Annotated in this window: 18 protein-coding genes and 1 other annotated feature; of the genes, 15 read left to right on the plus strand and 3 right to left on the minus strand. The window is 38.9% G+C overall.

Annotation, left to right across the window (positions count from 1 at the left end; genetic code table 11):
• Positions 1 to 65: 65 nt before the first annotated feature.
• Genes selD through NFR44_RS04555 form a run of 4 tightly spaced genes read left to right on the plus strand, consistent with a single transcriptional unit; the run spans position 66 to position 2,497 of the window.
• Positions 66 to 1,103 carry a selenide, water dikinase SelD gene (gene selD / locus NFR44_RS04540; protein ID WP_251441493.1) on the plus strand — a complete coding sequence of 346 codons (1,038 nt, stop codon included), beginning with the start codon at positions 66 to 68 and terminating at the stop codon, positions 1,101 to 1,103.
• A complete protein-coding gene (gene yedF / locus NFR44_RS04545; RefSeq protein ID WP_251441494.1) occupies positions 1,093 to 1,779 on the plus strand; it encodes a sulfurtransferase-like selenium metabolism protein YedF in 687 nt (228 codons plus the stop codon). Before selD ends, yedF begins: the two co-directional genes overlap by 11 nt.
• 33 nt (positions 1,780 to 1,812) lie before the next feature.
• A complete protein-coding gene (locus tag NFR44_RS04550; protein ID WP_251441495.1) occupies positions 1,813 to 2,118 on the plus strand; it encodes a putative Se/S carrier protein in 306 nt (101 codons plus the stop codon).
• Entirely contained in the window at positions 2,111 to 2,497 is a 387-nt protein-coding gene (locus NFR44_RS04555) for a YybH family protein (protein ID WP_251441496.1), read from the plus strand. The genes NFR44_RS04550 and NFR44_RS04555 overlap by 8 nt, the downstream gene beginning before the upstream one ends.
• Positions 2,498 to 2,660: 163 nt before the next feature.
• Here the strand turns inward: NFR44_RS04555 and NFR44_RS04560 are convergent, their stop codons facing one another.
• Positions 2,661 to 3,593: a transglycosylase domain-containing protein gene (locus tag NFR44_RS04560; RefSeq protein ID WP_251441497.1), complete on the minus strand. Its 933-nt coding sequence runs from the start codon at positions 3,591 to 3,593 to the stop codon at positions 2,661 to 2,663.
• Positions 3,594 to 3,835: 242 nt separating this feature from the next.
• Here NFR44_RS04560 and NFR44_RS04565 point away from each other — a divergent pair, with 242 nt between their 5' ends.
• The 6 genes from NFR44_RS04565 (at position 3,836) to NFR44_RS04590 (ending at position 11,038) form a co-directional block, all read left to right on the plus strand.
• The gene (locus NFR44_RS04565; protein ID WP_251441498.1) at positions 3,836 to 4,642 is read left to right on the plus strand and encodes a class III extradiol ring-cleavage dioxygenase family protein; all 807 of its coding nucleotides are present in this window, start codon (positions 3,836 to 3,838) and stop codon (positions 4,640 to 4,642) included.
• Positions 4,643 to 4,758: 116 nt separating this feature from the next.
• On the plus strand, positions 4,759 to 5,970 hold the full coding sequence (locus NFR44_RS04570) for an argininosuccinate synthase (RefSeq protein ID WP_251441499.1): 1,212 nt from the start codon (positions 4,759 to 4,761) through the stop codon (positions 5,968 to 5,970).
• Entirely contained in the window at positions 5,970 to 7,391 is a 1,422-nt protein-coding gene (gene argH / locus NFR44_RS04575; RefSeq protein ID WP_251441500.1) for an argininosuccinate lyase, read from the plus strand. The genes NFR44_RS04570 and argH overlap by 1 nt, the downstream gene beginning before the upstream one ends.
• A 1-nt stretch (position 7,392) precedes the next feature.
• Positions 7,393 to 7,986: a hydrolase gene (locus NFR44_RS04580; protein ID WP_251441501.1), complete on the plus strand. Its 594-nt coding sequence runs from the start codon at positions 7,393 to 7,395 to the stop codon at positions 7,984 to 7,986.
• A 710-nt stretch (positions 7,987 to 8,696) separates the two neighbouring features.
• Positions 8,697 to 10,025, plus strand: a complete 1,329-nt coding sequence (gene potE / locus NFR44_RS04585) for a putrescine-ornithine antiporter (protein WP_251441502.1) — start codon at positions 8,697 to 8,699, stop codon at positions 10,023 to 10,025.
• A 107-nt stretch (positions 10,026 to 10,132) separates the two neighbouring features.
• Positions 10,133 to 11,038 carry a LysR family transcriptional regulator gene (locus NFR44_RS04590; protein ID WP_251441503.1) on the plus strand — a complete coding sequence of 302 codons (906 nt, stop codon included), beginning with the start codon at positions 10,133 to 10,135 and terminating at the stop codon, positions 11,036 to 11,038.
• Positions 11,039 to 11,373: 335 nt separating this feature from the next.
• On the opposite strand, the gene NFR44_RS04595 is transcribed toward NFR44_RS04590, so the two are convergent.
• A complete protein-coding gene (locus tag NFR44_RS04595; RefSeq protein ID WP_251441504.1) occupies positions 11,374 to 12,744 on the minus strand; it encodes an amino acid permease in 1,371 nt (456 codons plus the stop codon).
• A gap of 264 nt (positions 12,745 to 13,008) precedes the next feature.
• Between NFR44_RS04595 and fusA the strand changes: the two genes are divergently transcribed.
• From fusA to NFR44_RS04615, 4 genes are all read left to right on the plus strand, one after another.
• Positions 13,009 to 15,081, plus strand: coding sequence for an elongation factor G (gene fusA, locus NFR44_RS04600; RefSeq protein ID WP_251441505.1), 2,073 nt, complete (start codon positions 13,009 to 13,011; stop codon positions 15,079 to 15,081).
• A 125-nt stretch (positions 15,082 to 15,206) separates the two neighbouring features.
• Complete coding sequence (locus NFR44_RS04605) at positions 15,207 to 15,680, plus strand: NanQ anomerase/TabA/YiaL family protein (RefSeq protein ID WP_251441506.1); 474 nt, start codon at positions 15,207 to 15,209, stop codon at positions 15,678 to 15,680.
• A 173-nt stretch (positions 15,681 to 15,853) separates the two neighbouring features.
• The gene (locus NFR44_RS04610) at positions 15,854 to 16,753 is read left to right on the plus strand and encodes a DMT family transporter (protein ID WP_371875180.1); all 900 of its coding nucleotides are present in this window, start codon (positions 15,854 to 15,856) and stop codon (positions 16,751 to 16,753) included.
• A gap of 80 nt (positions 16,754 to 16,833) precedes the next feature.
• On the plus strand, positions 16,834 to 17,157 hold the full coding sequence (locus NFR44_RS04615; RefSeq protein ID WP_251441508.1) for an ArsR/SmtB family transcription factor: 324 nt from the start codon (positions 16,834 to 16,836) through the stop codon (positions 17,155 to 17,157).
• Positions 17,158 to 17,186: 29 nt separating this feature from the next.
• Here NFR44_RS04615 and NFR44_RS04620 read toward each other — a convergent pair whose 3' ends face one another.
• Positions 17,187 to 18,368: an MFS transporter gene (locus NFR44_RS04620; RefSeq protein WP_251441509.1), complete on the minus strand. Its 1,182-nt coding sequence runs from the start codon at positions 18,366 to 18,368 to the stop codon at positions 17,187 to 17,189.
• Between the two features lie 279 nt (positions 18,369 to 18,647).
• Positions 18,648 to 18,847: a binding site (T-box leader), on the plus strand.
• 42 nt (positions 18,848 to 18,889) lie between these two features.
• Between NFR44_RS04620 and ileS the strand changes: the two genes are divergently transcribed.
• A complete protein-coding gene (gene ileS / locus NFR44_RS04625; protein ID WP_251441510.1) occupies positions 18,890 to 21,721 on the plus strand; it encodes an isoleucine--tRNA ligase in 2,832 nt (943 codons plus the stop codon).
• The last annotated feature ends 127 nt before the right edge of the window (positions 21,722 to 21,848 follow it).

Consider the following 21,848-nt stretch of genomic DNA (forward strand, 5'->3'; position numbering starts at 1 on the left):
TGAGCAAAGTAATGATACCTCTTTGTCAGTAGAAGTAGATGAAAAAGAGGCAAAACATTTAGGTGGTGAGTCAGTTGGTTAAATTGACAACCTATGCAGTTAAGGGTGGTTGTGCTTGTAAATTAGGCCCTCATATTTTACAAAATGTATTAAAAGATGTGCCCTTTCCAACTAACGAGGCAGTACTTGTTAATATGCAAGGGGCTGATGATGCAGGGGTGTATCAAATTAGTGATGATTTAGGGTTAGTGCAAACTGTTGATTTTTTTACGCCCATAGTAGATGATCCATATTTATTTGGTCAAATTGCAGCAGCGAATAGCTTAAGTGATGTTTACGCTATGGGTGGGACACCATTGACAGCGATGAATTTGGTGGGCTTTCCTGTTCCGCTAGTGGAACAGGGCGCACTTACGGCCGTGTTACAAGGGGCTATGAGTGTGTTAAAAGAAGCGAATGTTGTAGTAGTGGGTGGTCATAGTATAGAAAATGATACGCCTATTTTTGGCTTGTCTGTAACAGGGCGAGTTAATCCACAGCAGATATGGCGCAATCAAGGGGCTCAAGTGGGGGATGTCTTGATTCTCACTAAACCTCTGGGAACAGGCATTATGAGTACAGCGTTGAAAGGTGATTTGTTTCAAGCTGGTACTGAAGAAGCTATCGAAAGCATGCGTACCTTAAATAAATTAGCTTGTGAAACGGCACAAAATTTCGCAATTCATGCTTGTACCGATATTACAGGTTTTAGTTTACTTGGCCATGGTAGTGAAATGGCTATGAGTAGTGATGTGTCCTTATCTATTCAAACGGAAGCATTACCTTTGTTTTCAGGTGTAACAGAAGCGGCTGAAATGGGCCTTGTGCCAGCGGCTACTTATGGTAATCGTAAGGCGATTACCTCTGTGACAGGGCTTGAGTCATTGGATACTGTATGGAGTGATATTTGTTATGACCCTCAGACTTCAGGCGGTTTATTATTGTCTGTACCAGCTGATGAAGCAGAGGAATTATTAAACGCTTTGAAACAGGTAGGTCTTACACAAGCTCGAAATATCGGGCAAGTAGTGAAGAAAGGAGAGTATGCGGTTTATGTCAAATGAGGATATGAATGTAACGATTAATACTAATTTAGTAGGGGCTGGTAATATTGTAGTGGACGTACGTGGTTCGCTTTGTCCCACCCCTGTAATTGAAACTAAGAAAGCCATGGAAGGACAGCCTAAGGCAGTATTTACTACGATTGTAGATAATGAGGTGAGTCGAGATAATGTGGCGAAATTTGGGCAATCCCGTCATTGCAAAGTGACTATTGTGGAAGATGGCAAGGATTTTTATATTACTTTAACCCCGGAAACGGCTATAGATACGACTGCCGTTGGTGAGGGCGTAACCTTAGTAGAAACACCAGCGACAATGGCTATGTTAGATACACCGGAACGAGCAGGTGGCAAAGTGTTGTTGGTGACAAAAGATTATTTAGGGGAAGGGAATCAAGAGTTGGGGCGCACTTTAATGAAAACGTTTTGGTTTTGTTTAACTGAAGCAGATGTAAAGCCGGCAAAGGTATTCTTTATTAATAGTGGCGTGAAAATGGTAACTGAAGGATCCGAACATATAGAAAATCTTCAGAAATTAGCGGATGCTGGCGTGGAAATTGCGGCTTGCGGTATTTGTTTAGATTTTTATGGCATGAAAGAAAAGGTAGCCGTAGGCTCTATTACCAATTTGTATGCAATTACTGATGCGATGATGACGGAATCCATGGTGATATTATAAACATGTAGAATAGGCTGTATGAGGAAACTGGGTATGGAAATTTTAATAGTTTTTACTAATTATTATTTTGCCACGAAGGCTGAAAAAGCATTAAAAGCAGCGGAGATTAAGTTGCAACTGATTCCAACCCCAGCTGTACTACACCATGCTTGTGGCCTTTGCATTTTATGTTCCAAATGTGATTTAGAGGCGGTTCTGCTTATTTTAAAAGAATCTCGTATAACCCATTCAGGTGTGTATGAGTATGATCGAGCGGCTAAAAAGTGTACTAAACTCACAAGCATAGATTATTGTGAAAAAGCTCATGATGGATATACGGAAGGTGAGTATTATGAATGAGACAATTAAAGAGCTAATCGGGGCTGCAGATATAGCTATTAAGGAAGAGCGTTTTGATGATTTATTAGAGTTTTATACCGATGATGCTGTGTTAGTGGTGAAACCAGGGTTAGAAGTAAAAGGTAAGGATAAGATTAAAGAAGCATTTATAAAAATTGCTGCTTATTTTAAGAATAGTATCGTACCGACACAAGGAAAAATGCAGATGATAGAAGCAGGAGATACAGTTCTTGTTTTATCACAAACCTTATTAGAGGCTACGAATAAAGAAGAGTCAGAATATAGTATGGAACGAAGAGCAACCTATGTATATAGAAAGGTTAATGGACAATGGTTATGTGCTATAGATAATTCATACGGCACCTCTTTGCTCGATTAACCTTGCATCATTACAGTCATGATATAAGTTAAATGCTTTATATATAAATATACAAAAAGTCTACGCACACAATCTATGGAGCGTAGACTTTTTTATTACTATAGTTATTTAGAAGTTAAATTTTAGTAGTGAGTAGTAAACTATGAAACTTGGCACAGCCTAATTATTCATCTACACTAAATTTATTAGGTGATGAAGAATGACTCACTTTATGATTGGCTTTAGTCGTGGCTTGTGAGGACGAAGTTTCTGTCGTTGTTTCAGATTCTATTTCTGTATTTGGGGAATCTATAGATTCGGTGTTGCCACTGGTTAAGTGTAAGTTAGCATAATAGGCTTTGTCTGCCTCACGATTAGAAATTAGGCCTTGTTGCGTCATGAGTGTTAAAACTGTTCGTTGGCGCTCTTTGGCCGCTTTATAATTTTTAACTGGGTTGTAATAGGAGGGAGCTTGTGGTAGACCCGCTAATAAGGCCGATTGACCAAGGGTTAACTTTTCAGGGGGAGTATCAAAATAGCCTGTACTTGCTTGATAAATACCATAATAATCATTACCGTAATAGATTGTATTTAAATACATTGCTAAGATTTCATCTTTACTATAGTAGTATTCCATTAAGTAGGCCAATATGACTTCCTCTACCTTGCGAGACATAATCCGTTTAGAAGATAAAAATAAATTTTTAACTAATTGTTGTGTAATGGTGCTACCGCCTTCGACGGTTCGTCCAGCTGTCAAATTAGTGTAAAAAGCACGTCCAATACCAAATACATCAATGGCGCCATGCTCATAAAAACGCTTATCTTCCGTGGCGACTAGTGCTTCTTTCAGATGCGTGCTTATATGGTCTCCTTTTACTTGCTGATTGGGGGGCACGCGATTATTTAACGCCGTTTCAACGGCGTCGGTGAAATGAAATAAACGACTAATACGCTCTGTACGACTTAATTGGTCTTCTGTAGACTCTAGCGATTCTTCTCGTTGCGTATGGGGACTTCGTGGTGTACCTGTCTCTTCTGGTGTATAACCAGCGAACCAGTATAGTCCAAGTCCTAATAGAACAAGTGTTATTAATAGTTTAAATAGAAGTTTCATGGCTCTATCATACCATATGTTAGAAAATAAGCTAGTCCTTTTTATGCATAGTTAATATATGGTGATGAAGTTAGTTTGACTATGAAAAAAGGTTATTTCTTTATTCCGATAGATGAAATAAATAGTAAATTATAGTAAAATGGAATAAAATAAATTAATACTATAATGGTATTAATAGTATGGTCGATTATTACCATGGAATTCATATATATTGAGTATCGTGTATTGAGAAGGAGGTCTCTATGAAAGGTCGCATTGTTAGTGTTTCTTATTGGCCCGCACCTTTGCGCTATTATGAAGCAGTGGCAACGGATCGTAGTGCTTATGATGAAGTAATAGGGGCTATGGAAGAGGCTGCGCAGGCAATTAAGGCCAGTAAGCCACAAACTATATTAATATTGAGTCGCTATCAACATACATTAAACGATGCTCTAGGGTTTAGTCCGCAAGCGCGTTTGCGAGGTGCTATTCCTTTAGCTAATGGGACTACATTTACGGTGGGGCTTGAAACAGACCGCGTGTTCAATCAGGCGTTGCAACAGCAGAGTGAACGCATGGGGATTCCTTTGACTAGTATTTTAGATAGTTTACCCATTATTTCTACAGATGATTATTTATTACATCATACGGCGACAATTCCTTTGCATGTTTTGACTGAACAAGGCTTAGGCAATAAGCAAATTGTAAGGCTTACGATGGGACGACTTAGCTATGAGGAATTATATACCTTTGGCAAAGTTGTACAGCTGGCGGCCGAGTCATCGGGACGTCGTGTGGCGGTTATCGGGAGTGCCAACTTACTACCTAATCATTGGGTGAATGGGATAGATAAAAACTTAGATACGAATATTACACTTATGCAATCTTTAGGCGATCAACAACCACGACTATTACAAGAGTTAGGTTACCCAATAGGGGAGGATTATTCGTTGCGAACGGCTGCTTTTGTATTGGGCGCAGTGAGTGGTTTAAAAGGGTCTGTAGAAACACATCATTTTTCATCTGTTAATGGTGAAACCTATGGTTTAGTACAATATAAACTGAAATAAAATAAAATTTCTGTATATTTTTGCAAAAATACTTGAATTAATATTCGTAACTATGTATAATGTTACACATGAAATACAGAAATCTATTCTTAAAAAAGTAAGTTGAGGTGTTTATAATGAGTGATATTAAAAAAGTAGTGTTAGCTTATTCAGGTGGTCTTGATACATCTGTTATTATTCCTTGGTTAAAAGAAAACTATGGCTGTGAAGTTATTGCTGTTTGCTGTAATTTAGGTCAGCCTGAAGATTATGCAGCGGTTGAAAAGAAAGCGATTAAATCGGGTGCATCTAAAGCGTATATTTTAGATGTGCAAGAAGAATTTGTTGCTGATTATATTTGGCCAACTGTTAAAGCAGGCGCTGTATATGAAGGTAAATATTTATTAGGCACTTCTTTTGCTCGTCCTTTAATTGCTAAAAAATTAGTAGAAGTAGCTAAGCAAGAAGGCGCTGATGCAATTGCACATGGGGCTACTGGTAAAGGGAATGACCAAGTTCGTTTTGAATTGACGATTAAAGCGTTAGCACCTAATACTAAAATTATTGCACCATGGCGTGAATGGGATTTAAAATCTCGGGAAGACTGCATGGAATTCGCTGCTAAACATGACATTCCGGTAGTTGTAACTAAATCGCATCCATATAGCATGGATCAGAATGTATGGCATTTATCTCATGAAGGCGGGGATTTAGAAGATCCAGCTAATGCACCTAAAAATGATGTGCACTTAGTATGTAAATCACCAGAAGAAGCACCTGATACACCAGCTTTAGTGTCAATTGAGTTTAAAGAAGGCGTGCCAGTGGCTGTTAATGGTAAAACAGGTACTCCTCTTGAATTATTACAGGCTTTGAATGAACTAGGGGCTGCCAATGGTGTAGGGATTGTTGATATTGTGGAAAACCGCTTAGTAGGTATGAAATCTCGTGGTGTCTATGAAAATCCAGGCGGTGCTATTATTATGTATGCTCATCGTGAATTGGAATACCTTTGCCTAGATCGGGCTACATATCACTATAAAGAATTAGTGGCTAATAAATATGCAGAGCTTGTATATGATGGGATGTGGTTTGCACCATTGATGGCAGCGCTACAAGCATTTGTAGATGAAACCCAGAAAACTGTAACGGGTACGATTAATTTGAAATTATACAAAGGTAATATTATTAGCGCTGGTGCTACATCACCATATTCCTTATATAATCAGGAATTTGTAACCTTCGAAGAAGATGATGTATACAACCAAGCTGATGCAGAAGGGTTTATTAATCTTTTCGGTTTACCACTTAAAATTAATGCATTGATGAAAGAAAAGGCAGGTAAATAATGGCTAAACTTTGGGGTGGCCGTTTTACAAAGGGAACTGACAAAGCGGTAGAGGACTTTACGTCCTCTATCGCTTTTGACGCCCGTATGTATGCGGAAGATATTGCAGGTAGCAAAGCACATGCGAAAATGCTAGCTAAACAAGGGATTATTTCACAAGCCGATTGTGATGATATTGTAACTGGATTAACGGAAATTCAAGGCCAGATTGAAGCGGGCACTTTAGAGTTTTCAGTAGCGTTAGAAGATATTCATATGAATATTGAAAAGCGTTTAACTGATGCTATTGGTGAGGCCGGTGGTCGTCTTCATACGGGGCGTAGTCGCAATGACCAATGCGCTGTAGATTTACATATGTATGTCCGCAAAACAGTGGTCCATATGGGTGAATTGTTAGTCAATTTACAAAAAGCGTTGCTAGAAGTAGCAGAAAAACATAAAGAGGTAATTATGCCTGGCTATACGCACTTACAACGGGCACAGCCAGTACTATTTAGTCATCATATGATGGCGTACTTTTCTATGTTTCAACGCGATTTCGACCATTTGCCTTTGATTTATAAACATGCTGATGTAATGCCTTTGGGAGCAGGAGCTTTGGCGGGAACGACGTACCCTATTGACCAGACGTATACGCAAGAATTATTAGCATTTAGTAAAATCTATGAAAACAGTATGGATGCTGTTAGTGATCGTGACTATGTGCTTGAATTTTTACATTTTGCATCTACGGTTATGATGCATTTAAGCCGTCTCAGTGAAGAACTTATTATTTGGTCTAGCACGGAATTTGGCTTTATTGAACTTGATGATGCGCATTGCACTGGCTCTAGCATTATGCCACAGAAGAAGAATCCTGATGTGTGTGAATTAGTGCGTGGTAAAACCGGTCGTATTTATGGCCATTTGTTAGGCCTATTAACGACTATGAAAGGCTTGCCACTTACTTATAATAAGGATATGCAAGAAGATAAAGAAGGTATCTTTGATGCTGTTGATACTTTACATTTTGCTTTATCTATTATGGCGGATATGTTGCGGAACATGACTGTAAATGGGGAACGCACTTATTCAGTACTAGCCAATGATTTTTCTAATGCCACTGATATGGCGGATTATTTGGCGAAAAAAGGGGTTCCATTCCGTGAAGCGCATGCAATTGTAGGGGAAGCGGTACAGCATTGCATTCAGAATCATTGTGTATTATTGGATTTGACTGTAGAGGATTTCAAAAAGATATCCCCTGTATTTGAAGCGGATATTCTTGAGGCGATTACTATTGAAGCTTGTGTGGCAGGTCGCAAGAATTATAGCGGCACTGCACCTGAATGTGTAGCGCGTCAACGGCAAGTTGGGGCAGAGCAAGTAGCGGAAGAAGAAGCGCAATTAGCAAAATGGGCTGAGCAACTAGGGAGGGTTTAATATGCATACACCATCTTTGAGTCGTGAAACGGCATTAGAATTGTTAAAAACATATAACAAAGAACCATTTCATATTCAACATGCATTGACGGTAGAAGCTGTTATGCGCTGGTATGCGGAACAATTAGGCTTTACTGATGAGGCTGATTATTGGGCGCAAGTAGGACTGTTGCATGATTTGGATTTTGAAATGTATCCAGAAGAACATTGTGTGAAAGCGCAGGAGTTATTGAAAAATGCTGGTGTAGCTGAAGATATGATATATTCTATTTGTTGTCATGGCTATGGTATTTGCATTGATTGGGAACCTAAAGAGTTAATGGAGAATGTTCTGTTTGCTGCCGATGAATTAACGGGGCTTATTGGCGCTGCTGCATTGATGCGTCCTTCCAAATCAACTAAAGATATGGAACTTAAAAGTTTAAAGAAAAAATTCAAAGACAAAAAGTTTGCCGCTGGCTGTTCGCGCGATGTTATTAAAGCTGGTGCAGAGCGCTTAGGCTGGGAATTAGATGAATTATTAAGTAAGACCTTAGCCGCTATGCAAGCTATGGAAGACCATATTATGGCTGAATATACAGCACATGTTGGTTGAGCGAAATGTGCTTACAATAGCTATACGCTTATTTAGATAGTGAAATATAATAGGGGTTAAGAATGGAGTGTAGCAATTGACTCGAGTAGAGTCAGTTGCTACATTTTTTATATTTTTATACAATAAATTAACAAACTGTGAAGTAGAGCTTAGAGAAAATGGCTAACTTGTACCATAGTATGAAAATAAATTGTGAGCTCATTAATTTATTTTAAAATTTGTGTTTTTACAGTGGACATTGGCTAGTTTAATTAGAAAAAAGTCATAATTATTTCGGAATAGGTCATGAAAATTCCTATTCGGCATAGGAAAAAATAGACTAAAATTAAAACTTATTATGGTTAAAATGAGTTCTTCTCGTTTTAAATAGTTAGTTTATAAATAATTATTCAATTCGTGTAATAATTTTATGTCCGCCATTGGTAGAAATAGACTTATAAAAAACTAAAAAAGTAGTGTTAATGCCTACTTTGAGAATTTCACAGTATAAAATAGGTGCCAAATTAGATGCCGTCTAGCTTCGTTGGACTTTTTATATTGAAAAAAAGACTTTTATTATTTGCAAATAGATGTTAGAATAAGTCGTCAATAAAAAATAGAAATACGTTACATGCGATATCACATCCACGCACAACCGCAAGGACTGATATCGATAGCGGTTCACTTAGTTAAGTTGTAGATGTTGAGCTACATAGAAAGGGGATTGATACATGAAAACCACCGCTAAAAAAATGTCTGTATTCCAGTTGACCACGCTCGTTGCAGCGAATATGATGGGGGCTGGGATTATTATGTTACCTACTAAACTTGCAGAAGTAGGAACCATTTCCGTTTTGTCTTGGCTGATTACAGCTGTAGGGTCTTTAATATTGGCTCATATCTTTGCACAGTGTGGTATGTTCACTACTAAGAGTGGTGGCATGGGGGGCTATGCAGAGTATAGTTTTGGCAAAACCGGACATTTTATGGCAAATTATGCTTATGCCATTTCGCTTGTAATTGCAAACGTAGCGATTGCGATCTCCGCAGTGGGCTACGCAGCTGTCTTATTTGATTTAACCTTATCGCCAGTACAAATGAGTTTGGCAACGATTGTGTTGCTATGGCTTGCTGCTGTATTAAACTTTGGTGGCAATGCTAAGACTGGTCGTATAAGTAATATTACGGTTTGGGGTGCTATCCTACCAGTTCTTTTCATTAGTGTATTTGGCTGGTTCTGGTTTGACCCAAGTTTGTATTCAGCTGTATGGAATCCAAATCAACTGCCTTTCTTTGATGCAGTGAGTTCTTCCATCGCTTTAACTCTTTGGGGATTCTTAGGTTTTGAATCCGCAGCAGCCAACATGGATGCTGTTGAAAATCCAAAGAAAAACGTACCAATTGCAACGTTCTTCGGCACATTAGCAGTAGCGGTGATTTATGTATTGTCTACTAATATAATGGCAGGAATCGTGCCTAATGTGGATTTATTAAACTCCACAGCACCATTCGGTATGGTGTTTGCACAGATGTTCAATGATACAGTTGGTAAAATTGTGATGGCAGCTATGGTTATTTCTTGCTGTGGCGCTATCCTTTGCTGGCAGTTCACCTTATCTCGTGTATTTAAGAGCTCCGCTGATGCTGGTTTATTCCCTAAAGTATTTAGCCGTGTAAATAAAGCGGATGCACCAGTTCGTGGCTTGTTAATTTTGTTAACAGTGCAATCTGCATTAGCTTTTATGACTATGAATGATTCGTTAAGTCGTCAGTTTGAAAACTTAGTGAATCTAGCGGTAGTAACGAATGTATTCCCATACCTTCTTTGCTGTATCGCTGTTCATAAGTTATTGAAAACTGAAGGAGCATCTCTATTTACTCGTCGTAGTATGTATGGTTTGAGCGTAGTAGCATTTGCTTACTCTGTATATGCTATTTATGCGAGCGGTGAAGGTCCAATCGTAGGTGGTACGATTGCTATCATTGTAGGATATATTATCTATCAATTAGCTTTCAACATTGTACCGCGTGCGGTTCGATCCAAACGTAGCATCATCTAATATATAAATTGAGGACTGTAAGCCTATGGGGCTTGCAGTCCTTTTTGTTTTCCATTACAATTTAAATACATATTATATTGAGATATTGGGAATAAAAGAGGGCATGTATGACATTATTACAGTTAAAATATATCGTAACCGTTGCTAAGCAAGGCTCTATTAATAAGGCGGCAAAAGAACTTTTTATTGCACAGCCAAGCTTAACAGCGGCCATCAAAGAATTAGAGCAAGAATTAGGCATTACTATTTTTTCACGGACCAATAAGGGTGTAATTGTATCGCCTGAAGGGGATGAATTTTTAGGCTATGCACGACAGGTGATTGAACAAACGAATTTAATCGAAGAAAAATACTTTGGCCAAACAGCTGTGAAACATGAATTCTGTGTATCTACACAACATTATTCCTTTGCTGTGGAAGCCTTTGTAGATGTGCTTAAGGCGTATGGCGGCAATGAATACGATTTCCGTATTCGTGAAACGCAGACCTATGAAATTATTGAAGACGTAGCGCGTTTACGCAGTGAAATTGGTATTTTATATTTGAATGAATTTAACGAAACCATTTTACGTAAAGAATTTAAACGTCATGATTTAACATTTCATCCTTTGTTTACAGCTAAACCACATGTATTTGTTAGCTCCTTTAGCCCCTTAGCGTCTAAAGATGTGGTTACCTTGGAGGATTTGAAACCATTTCCGCGGCTGTCGTATGAACAAGGAGAACATAATTCATTCTATTTTTCTGAAGAAATATTGAGTACTTGTGAGAGTGCTAAAGATATTGTAGTGTGTGATAGAGCCACTTTATTTAATCTTTTGATTGGTCTGGATGGCTATACCATTTGTTCTGGGATTATTAGTGAGAAATTAAATGGTCCTAATATTTTAGCCATCCCTCTTGATGTGGATGAAAAGATTGAAATTGGCTATATTCTGCATAATAAAGTAGCAGCTGGTAAGTATTGTCAGCAATATATTGAAGCATTAAAGAAAAATACGCAAAGTGTGTAGCTTATTTAGTTAATTAGCTAGGGTAATATTAAAACGGTTAGTTATAGGTTTAGACTATAACTAACCGTTTTCTGTATATATTAGTCACGAGCATGAAAAGCACGTATAATAAGTTCCAGTCAAGGGCGTAGTGTTATTGACTAGGGACAGAATGAGAAAAAGAGAGAGTTACGTTGGGGTTTTAGTAAGTCAAGCTATCTGTTATAAAGATTGATTGATATTACCTTGAGCGAGAAGAGAGCGCAACCTAAGAGAGTCATACGGGGTGAGAGCCGTATGGTAAAAATGCCTGTAAGCACTTTATAATTTGTAGTGCTTACAGGCATTTTGTTGTATTATTTTTTTGTTTTTTTCAACTTATATGTTACATATAAGAAGAGAATCCAGAATGGAATCGCAATAACCGATGGTTTGAAACTATCCATTTGCCACATTACGCATACTACAACGAGTAAGAATAACATACATAAGTAGTTGATGAATGGATACATCGGTGATTTAAATTTAAGTTCATCTAAGCGATTTTCACGAAAGAAGGTATTGCGGAACTTAATGTGTGTCGCGATAATAATGAACCAGCTAATAACAAGACCGGCTACTACCAGCGCGAGGAGATGCATGAATACTTCGCCTGCTTGTGGATAGAGGTATGTTGTTAATACGATGATTAAGGCTAAACCTGCTGAGAATAAGGTACTTGCTAGGGGAACACCACTGCCTGTTAAATAACTGAAGACTTTAGGTGCATTGCCTGCTTTTGCAAGGCCGTATAGCATACGGGAGTTACTATATAAAATACTGTTAAATACAGAAAGGGCAGCTACTAATACGACTAAGTTTAAAATATTAGAAGCGGCTGGAATTCCGATTTCTTCAAAGATTTGTACAAATGGGCTAGCTTCAAGACCAACTTTATCCCATGGTGCTAAGGACATAAGTACTACCATTGTACCGATGTAGAAAATTAAAATACGAAGTAATAATTCGTTGATAGCTGTTGGCAAGCTCTTTTCAGGATCTTCCGCTTCACCGGCTGTTATCCCAATGAGGTCAACACCACCGAAGGAAAACATGACTACTGCTAGTGAGCAAAGGAAGCCCCACGAACCATTCGGGAAGAAACCACCATTATCCCACAAATTATGGAAGTTATTAGGGAAAGACCCCATAGTAGTAAAGATAAGATAGAAACCAAAGAGAATCATACTTACAATGGCTCCGATTTTAACAAAGGAGGCCCAGAACTCTACTTCCCCATAGGCTTTAACGTTAATTAAGTTAATAGCGGTAATAATTACAAGGCATATGAGGGTGGTTAGCCAATGTGGTATATCTGGGAACCAGTAGGCTAGATATACAGCAATGGCTGCTAGTTCCGCCATGCCTGCTAACATAAATAAAGTCCAATAATTCCAGCCTGCTAAATAGCCCATAAAGCCATTCCAATATTTATTAGCAAAATGGCTAAATGAACCTGATACTGGTTCACGAACGGCCATTTCACCTAGCATACGCATAACAAAGAAAATAAAGAGCCCTGCTAAGGCATAAGAGGCAATAATCCCTGGCCCTACCAATTTAATGGTTGGTGCCGAACCGTAGAATAGGCCAGTCCCTACCGATGCTCCTAAGGCAATCATCTGCATGTGACGATTTTTCAGTCCACGCTTCATATGATGCTTGTCTTGTGTTTCATGTTCACTCATAAAAAATCCCCCTTTACGGTTGGCCATTCGACTCTACTAAACTACTATATTACTTGAATTTGGGCGGCCAAACCTTTTATATATATTATTTAATGTTACGGTAAATAGTCGTTTTTGGCAAGCTATTTGTAGCATTTAACTGGACATTTTGTAAAAAATTAAGTTATTTTCGAAAAATGTATAATAAGAATAAAGGAGATTCATACATGAATAGCGAATAAGTACAGTAAATTGCGTTTCTGCGCTTTAAAGGAGGCGGTTCATATGAAAGAATATGCTAGTGATTTGATTCGTAATGTGGCAATTGTATCTCATGATGGGGCTGGTAAAACAGCATTAGTAGAATCTTTACTATTGGCTTGTGGTGCTGTAGCATCCGTAGGTAAAGGTCAAGATAACAAACACATTATGGACTTTGAGCCTGAAGAAATTAAACGTAATGTAACTATTCAGCTAGGTATGGCACCTTGTGAATGGAAAAATTATAAAATTAATTTCATTGATACCCCTGGTTATTCCGAATTTCATGGTGAAGTTCGTGCTGCTTTGCGTGCCGCTGATGGCATGTTGATGGTATTATCAGCCACTTCTGGGGTTGAAGTAGATACTATTCGCGCTTGGGATTATGGGGTGGAATTACAAATGCCACGCATGGCGTTTATCAATAAGATGGACGTAGAAGGGGCCGATTTCTTTGGCACTCTTGAAAAAATGCATGATTTATTTGGCAAAGCCATCATGCCATTGCAGATTCCTATTGGTGAAGGGCCTGACTTTAAAGGTGTTGTAGACGTAGCGAAACGCACAGCGTATATTTATGAAAATGGTAAGATGACCGAAGTTGCCGTACCTGCTGAATTAGAAGCTAAGGTAGAAGAAATCCGTGAAATGACAGTTGAAGCGGCGGCAGAAGGTAATGATGAATTACTTGAAAAATATTTAGATGGTCAAGAATTAACCTTAGAAGAAATCCGTCAAGGTTTACGGGAAGGTATGTTGACAGGTCGCGTATGTGCTGTTATGTGTGGCAGTGCTATTAATAACATTGGCATGGATCAAGTGTTAGATCGTATGATTCGTTATATGCCAGATGCATCTAAGCGCGTGATGACAGCGGAAGATGTAGATACTGGGGAAGAACGGATAGTTCATGTAGATAAACCATTTACTGGCTTTGTATTTAAGACAATTTTAGACCCATTTGCAGGTAAACAAAGCTTTATTCGCGTATTCTCTGGGGAATTAAAAGAAGGGGATAAACTTCTAAATGTGACGCAGGGTATTGAAGAAAAATGGGGTAAAATGTATACTTTAATAGGTAAGCAACAAGTACCAGTTACCGAAGCTGGTGCAGGGGATATTGTAGTTATTCCTAAGCTTACTGCTACGAAGACAGGTGATACTTTTGCAACACCTAGTTTTAAAGTAAAATATCGTCAAATTCGTTTCCCACAACCACTCCATACGGTAGCTATGGTCCCTGAAAAGAAAGGGGAAGAAGAAAAATTAGCCGCTGCGTTACAACGTATTTCTGAAGAAGATCCAACTTGCGTAGTTGTAAAAGATGTAGAAGGGCGTCAAATGCAAGTGCGTTGTATGGGTGAAGTTCATTTAGAACATATCCTTACTAAGATGGAGCGGAAATATGGCGTAAAAGCTAAATTAGAAAAACCATATATTCCATATCGTGAAACTGTGCGCGGTCAAGTGGAAGTGGAAGGCAAACATAAGAAACAAAGTGGTGGTCATGGACAATATGGTCATGTTAAAATTGCCATTGAACCTTCTTATGAAGGCGATTTTGAATTTGTAGATAAGATTTTCGGTGGCGCTGTACCAAAACAGTATATTCCAGCTGTTGAAAAAGGCGCTAAAGAAACATTAGATAAAGGCTTATTAGCCGGCTATCCAATGATTGGTGTAAAAGTGACCTTATTGGATGGTTCGTATCATGCAGTAGACTCTTCTGAATTGGCTTTTAAAGTAGCTGCGGCACAAGCTCTTAAAAAAGGTGTGCCACAGGCTAAACCAGTTTTACTAGAACCTGTTTATAATGTGAATGTATTTGCTCCAGATAGTTTCATGGGCGATATTATGGGGGACTTAAATAGCCGCCGTGGTCGCGTATTAGGCATGGAACAAGGGGAACGGGAAGGTATTACTGTGGTTAAAGCACAAGTTCCATTTGCTGAAATGCTTGACTATGTAACTGTATTGCGTAGTATGACACAAGGTCAAGGCGTGTTTAACATGGAATTTAGCTCCTATGAAGAAGTACCTCATAAGACAGCTGAGGGCATTATTGCTAAGTTTGACGGGACTGGTGATGATGAATAGTTAATGTTTGAAACAAAGGGTTTGGCGGGATGTTTCAACTTGGCTTCTCTTGACTCGAAGATGTGGTTCATCTAAGTAGAGTTAAAAATAAATAGCCCCTAGAGGGCTCAAAGGAGACAATATATATGATATTTGGTAGTGTGAATGTGAATTATAAAGGGTTAGGTTATGCACCAGTATTAGAGCGCGTACTCGATTGGTTGAAAGATACTGATTTAAAGAGTTTGGAAATTGGTCGCCATGATATTGATGGTGATAATATCTTTGCTTTAGTACAAGAAGTAACTACAAAGAAGTTTGAAGAAACTCGCCCTGAAGCACATAAGCAGTACTTAGATGTGCAGTTTGTTATTGAAGGCAAGGAAAAAATGGGCTTTTTACCAGATCGCCAAACTGAACCAGTGGTAGAAGCACATGATGACAAGGATTTGTATTTTTACGAGCAAGGATTAGCTGATGAAGGCTATATTATTGCTCAAGCGGGTTCTTATGCAATCTTCTTCCCAGAAGATATTCATCGCCCTTGCTGTGCTGTCAATGATGAACCAAGTAAAGTATTAAAAGTTGTTGTAAAAGTCGCTATGAAATTAGTTGACTAAGTTATAAAGTAGGCGCTTAGTCTGGCAAGGTTTTGTTACTGAAGTACTTGGTAAGACATACAAGGTGAACTTTATATTTGCGAGATAGAGCACTATTTGTTACAATAAAATAGCGTAAAAAGACGACCGGCAAATGCCGGTCGTTTTTATAAATTATTTAAGATGAGGAGGGCATGATGGATAGAGAAAAGACAATAGGGATTGCCCTTACTTTATTCGGTGGTATTTTATGGGGCTTGTCGGGGATATCGGCACAATTTTTACAACAGCAACGGGCTATTAGTCCAGAGTGGCTATTAACGGTGCGTCTGTTAGTGTCAGGTGTAGTTACGGTATTAGCTGCTTTTTATCAAGGGCGTGTTCATATTTTTCAAATATTTAAAACACCCTATCATGTGATTGGTTTATTTGTTTTTGGTTTATTTGGTATGGCTCTTTGCCAATATGCTTATTTCCGTTCTATTTACTATGCAGGGGCTGGGATTGCTACCGTTTTACAATATTTGGCACCAGCGATGATTGTTGTGTATATGGCAGTTCGTTATTTTAAGCTACCTACTTGGGGCGAGGGTATTAGTGTTGTCTTGGCTATGATAGGTACAGCTTTAATAGCTTTTCATGGTAATTTTGAATTTGCCGGCATTGATGAACGGGTATTATTTTGGGGGCTCTTATCTGCTGTGGCAGTAGCTATTTACAGTGTACAACCAGTGCCTTTATTACGGCGGTACGGTACAGGGCCTGTAGTAGGTTTTGCTATGCTTTTTTCTGGTCTTGTGACGGCAATGATTGCGTCACCTTTTGATGTGCCTGGTGTTTGGGATATGTGGACTTATGTAGGTGTTTTCAATGTAGTTGTATTAGGCACCATTGTTTCCTTTAATGCGTATTTAGAAGGGGTGCGGCGCATTGGTGCTGTTAAAGGGTCTGTTTTGTCTTCTATTGAACCTATTTCAGCGGCATTATTGAGTTGGCTTGTTTTGGGGAGTCAATTTATGACGAGTGATATTATTGGCTTTGTATTGATTTTGTCGACCATATTTATTTTAGCTCGGGAAAAAAGTAGTAATTAGAAAGTAATTATTAAGCCACTATATTGACTAAGTTCGATAAATTAGATTGACATATCTAGAAGATAAGATATAATAAAAGTATGAATGATAAACAATTACTCGACATTTTTAAAGTTTTATCTAATGAAAGTCGCTTAAAAATCTTGCAATGGCTCAAAGAGCCGACTAAATATTTTCCACCCCAGGGACTTCATATTCCTGAGGGCGACTCATTTGAAGGAGGAGTCTGTGTAGGGAGTATTCAAGATAAATTAGGCATTTCGCAATCCGCCGTTTCGCATTATTTGGACTTAATGCAGCGGGCAGGCTTGTTGGAGTCCGCTCGTTATGGGAAATGGACTTACTATCGTCGTAATGAAGCGACTATAGTAGCGTTAGCAGCATATATTGGGACAGAATTATAAAAAAAGCAGCCATATGGCTGCTTTTTGTGTTAGCTCTTTAATTTTGTATATACCCATAGGGCATTTAATAAGAAGAGTAGGCCTGTGCCCCAGAATAGGGCTGTAAAGCCAAATTCGCCCATAAAGAGAGCGCCTCCAACAGAGCCCATGAAATAGCCTAAAAATTGAGTTGTTTGGTTATAAGAGAATACTTGTCCTGATAGATGTTTGGGAGAGTGAGTAGAAATATATGTATTTAAGGATGGCAGTAAACCGGCTAGACCCAGTCCTGTGAGAAAGCGTAAGACACCGAGTTGCCAAGCCGTTGTAACATAGGCTTGGGGAATAGTCATCATGGCTGTATAAATGAGCGATCCCATAAGAATGCGACGGGGACCAATGCGATCAATCCAACGCCCCATGAAGGAACTACTTAACATTTGAGCAAAACCGGTAGCAGCAAAGACGGCTCCTGCAAGAAGTGCTAAATGAGGTGTATGGGGTGGCATAATTTCATTTAAGTAGACCGTAATAATTGGCTGTAAAGACATGATGGAAAGGGCATAAATAAAAGTAGATGCGGCGACAATAAATAACTCATGCAAATGAGGGAGTTGGCTACATAATTCTTTGAAACTATGAGGCACCTTTTCTGGTTGTGGTTCAAAGGTTTCGTGGACTAAAAAGTAAATGAGTAAAAAGGCAGCTCCTAGGCAACAAGCGATGACAAAGAAGCTTGTACGAATGCCAAAGAGACCGGCTAAGTAGCCACCAATAAGAGGTCCTAAGAGTGAACCGGCTAAGTTTGAGGAGGCTAAGACTGATAAAGCCCATCCCATTTTATGTTCTGGCGTTTCAGAAGCTACAAGGGTAACGGAAGCGGAAAAGAAGCCAGATACAAGGCCCTGTATAAAACGGACGAATACAAGTTGCTCTGGTGTTTGGACAAAACAGATCAAAAGATTGCAAAGCATCATGCCAAAACTAGCACGGAGTAAGGAAATTTTTCGTCCTTTGCGATCGGCTAGGCGCCCCCAGAAGGGAGATACAAAAGCCACTACGAGATAGGTTACGCCCATGGCTAGACCAGACCAATAGGCCACTTCATTGGTGGCGGTTACCCCCATATCATGTAAATAAAGAGGTAAGAGTGGTGCTAATTGGCTCATGCCAAGGGCCGATAGAAAAGCCCCGAAAAAACAGATATAATCTGTGCGTAGCCAGGCGGGCATAGGCGTCCTCCTTTGTAGATAGAGTAGTTTATCGTAATGTGTACTACATAGTAAGGTGTACTACATAGTAAATAGTAAGTAGTTCGTATTAATATGATTTTATTATACTCTTTTTTGATAAAATGTACATTTTTGAAGTTCCTGATAAATTTTGTGGCACTAATAATCATAAACCTACTTGACAAAACGAAGTCCCTTATCTATACTCTATCTATAACAAAAGTTACTATGAGTTGGTCAACTGTCCTTGACAGTAAGACTTATTTTGATAACTGTATATGACATGCGATGACGAAGACGGTCATTTCGGGTAGTTCTCAGCGAGCTGATGGATGGTGTGAGTTCAGCGAATGAAGAAATGACGAATCACTTGGGAGCATATAAATGTTAAATTTATCGGTGAGCACCGTTATATGCGTGAGTGGCTCCATATGGAGTCAGTAGGGTGGTACCACGGACTTATAGCGTTCGTCCCTTCGGGGATGAGCGCTTTTTTTATTAGTTGAGAGGAGAGTTTATTTATGGATTACGGTAAAACATTACATTTGCCTGCTACAGAATTTCCAATGCGCGGCAACTTACCAAAACGAGAACCAGAATATTTGAAATATTGGGAAGATAATAAAATTTATGAAAAACGCTTAGAATTGCGCAAAGGAAATAAGCCGTTTGTATTGCATGATGGCCCTCCATATGCTAATGGTAAACTTCATATTGGCCATGCCCTTAATAAAACACTAAAAGATATTATCATGAAATATAAAACTATGCAGGGATATTACACACCTTATATTCCTGGTTGGGATACGCATGGTTTGCCAATTGAACATGCGGTTATTAAAAACACAGGCCTTAATCGTCATGAAATGAGTCCTCTTGATTTACGTGCTAAATGTAAAGAATATGCTTTGCAGTGTGTAGAAGATCAAAAGAAAGACTTCATTCGTTTCGGTGTACTTGGTCGTTTTGAAGATCCATATTTGACTTTGAAACCAGCTTTTGAAGTTAAACAACTTGGCATCTTTGGTGAAATGGCTAAGCGTGGTCATATTTACAAAGGGTTAAAAACGGTATACTGGTGTACTCATTGTGAAACAGCCTTAGCAGAAGCTGAAATTGAATATAAAGAAAAGAAATCCTTCTCTATTTATGTAAAATATGCGTATGTTAATGAATTAAAACGTACATTACCAGCTGATGTAGATACTAAAAAAGCCTATGCTGTTATTTGGACAACTACACCTTGGACATTGCCAGCATCTCAAGCAATTTCTGTGAACCCTGAATTAGAATATTCTTGGGTGCAAGTAGGTGAAGAATATTACTTGATGGCTACTGATTTGGTAGCTAATGCATTAAAAGATGCTCAAGTAGCAGACTATACTGTACTTAATACCTTCTCTGGGGCTGATTTAGAATTAGCTACTTTCAAACATCCATTCATTGAACGCGAAGTGCCTGTATTCTTAGGTGACCATGTAACCCTTGAAGCTGGTACCGGTTGTGTTCATACAGCGCCTGCTCACGGTGAAGAAGACTTTGGTGTATATCAGACTTATAAAAAAGCAGGTAAAGTTGATTTTGAAATCACATCGTTTGTAGATCCAACGGGCACCTATGTAAGTGCTGTAGATAATGGTCGTTATGGTGATACCGAAGAAGCGTTAGGCGGCAAAGAAATTCATGATGCAGAAGTGCCTATTTTGAAAATTGTAGCGCATAATGGTGCGTTACTTCACAAAGGTTCTCTTCGTCACCAATATGCACATTGTTGGCGTTGTAAAAATCCTGTAATCTATCGTGCGACAGAACAGTGGTTCTCATCCGTTGATGGCTATCGTAAAGAAGCGCTTGACGTAATTGATAATCAAGTACAGTGGATTCCTAAATGGGGTCATGACCGCATTTATAATATGATTGCTGACCGTGGGGACTGGTGTGTATCTCGCCAACGTGTTTGGGGCGTGCCAATTCCAGTATTCTATTGTAAATCCTGTGGTGATTATGTAATCAACGATGACACGATTAAGTCTGTTCAAGCGTGGGTGGCTAAAGAAGGCTCCGATGCTTGGTGGAATCATACTGAAAAAGAATTATTGCCAGAAGGTTTCACATGTCCTCATTGTGGTCATGATGAATTCCGCAAAGAAACAGATATCATGGACGTTTGGTTCGATAGTGGTTCTTCTTGGGCGGGTGTACTTGAAAATGAGGACCTTGATGTACCATGCGCTATGTACCTTGAAGGGTCTGACCAACATCGTGGCTGGTTTAACTCATCCTTGTTAACCGGTGTAGCTACAACTGGTAAAGCACCATATAACTCTGTACTAACTCACGGTTTCGTAGTGGATGGTGAAGGCCGTAAAATGTCTAAATCGGTTGGTAATACAGTGGCACCATCTGACATCATTGATGTGTATGGGGCTGATGTAATGCGCCTTTGGGTATCTTCAGCTGATTACCAAGGTGACGTGCGTTTGTCTAAAGACATCGTAAAACAGTTATCCGAAGTATATCGTAAGATTCGTAACACGTTCCGCTTCTTGCTAGGTAATTTAGATGACTTTAATCCAAATACAGATAAAGTGGCTTATGATCAATTATCTGAAATCGATAAATGGGCACTTCTTCGTTTAGAAGAAGTACGTCGTAAAGTTACGGAAGCGTATGAAAACTATGAATTCCATATTTTATATCATACAATTCATAATTTCTGTACTGTTGATTTGAGTTCCTTCTACTTAGATGTATTAAAAGATACAATGTATGCAGAAGAAGCAACTTCTGTGGCTCGTCGTAGTGCGCAGACTGCTATGTATGAAATTGTAACGACTTTAGTTCGTATGGTAGCACCTGTACTGTCCTTTACAGCTGAAGAAGTATGGCAATATATGCCTAAAGAAGACGGTATGCGTGAAAGTGTAATGCTTGAAGATTGGCCAACTGGTAATGAAGCTCATTATGATGCGGCATTAGCTGAAAAATGGAGCCAAGTATTGGCACTTCGTGGTGAGTTGACTAAAGCTCTTGAAACGGCTCGTCAAGATAAAGTTATTGGTCACTCTTTAGATGCGTCCATTACTGTTTATGCTGATGGTGCAGCGTATGAAACATTAGCACAAGTAAGTGATTTAGCAGCTCTTCTCATTGTAAGTGAAGCACAACTTGTTGAAGGCCGTAATAATGCGCCAGCTGAAGCTGTAGCTACCGAAGAAGGTCATTTGAGTGTAGTTGTAAAACCAAGTGAATTTGAAAAATGTGAACGTTGCTGGATTCATCGTGATACAGTAGGTAAGGATGCTGAACATCCTACCTTATGTCATCGCTGTGCAGATGTGTTAGGTAAATAAAATTCTTATAAAGGATTTCTCTTAATAAGATAATATTGGTAGAGAAAAGCCCCTTAGGCTCCTCTTTTGCTCAGGTTTAAATCAAAGATTTAAAAAGTCGTAGCAAGAGGCTCTAAGGGGCTTTTTT

The organism is Veillonella intestinalis, assembly GCF_943193155.1.
Taxonomy (GTDB): domain Bacteria; phylum Bacillota; class Negativicutes; order Veillonellales; family Veillonellaceae; genus Veillonella_A; species Veillonella_A intestinalis.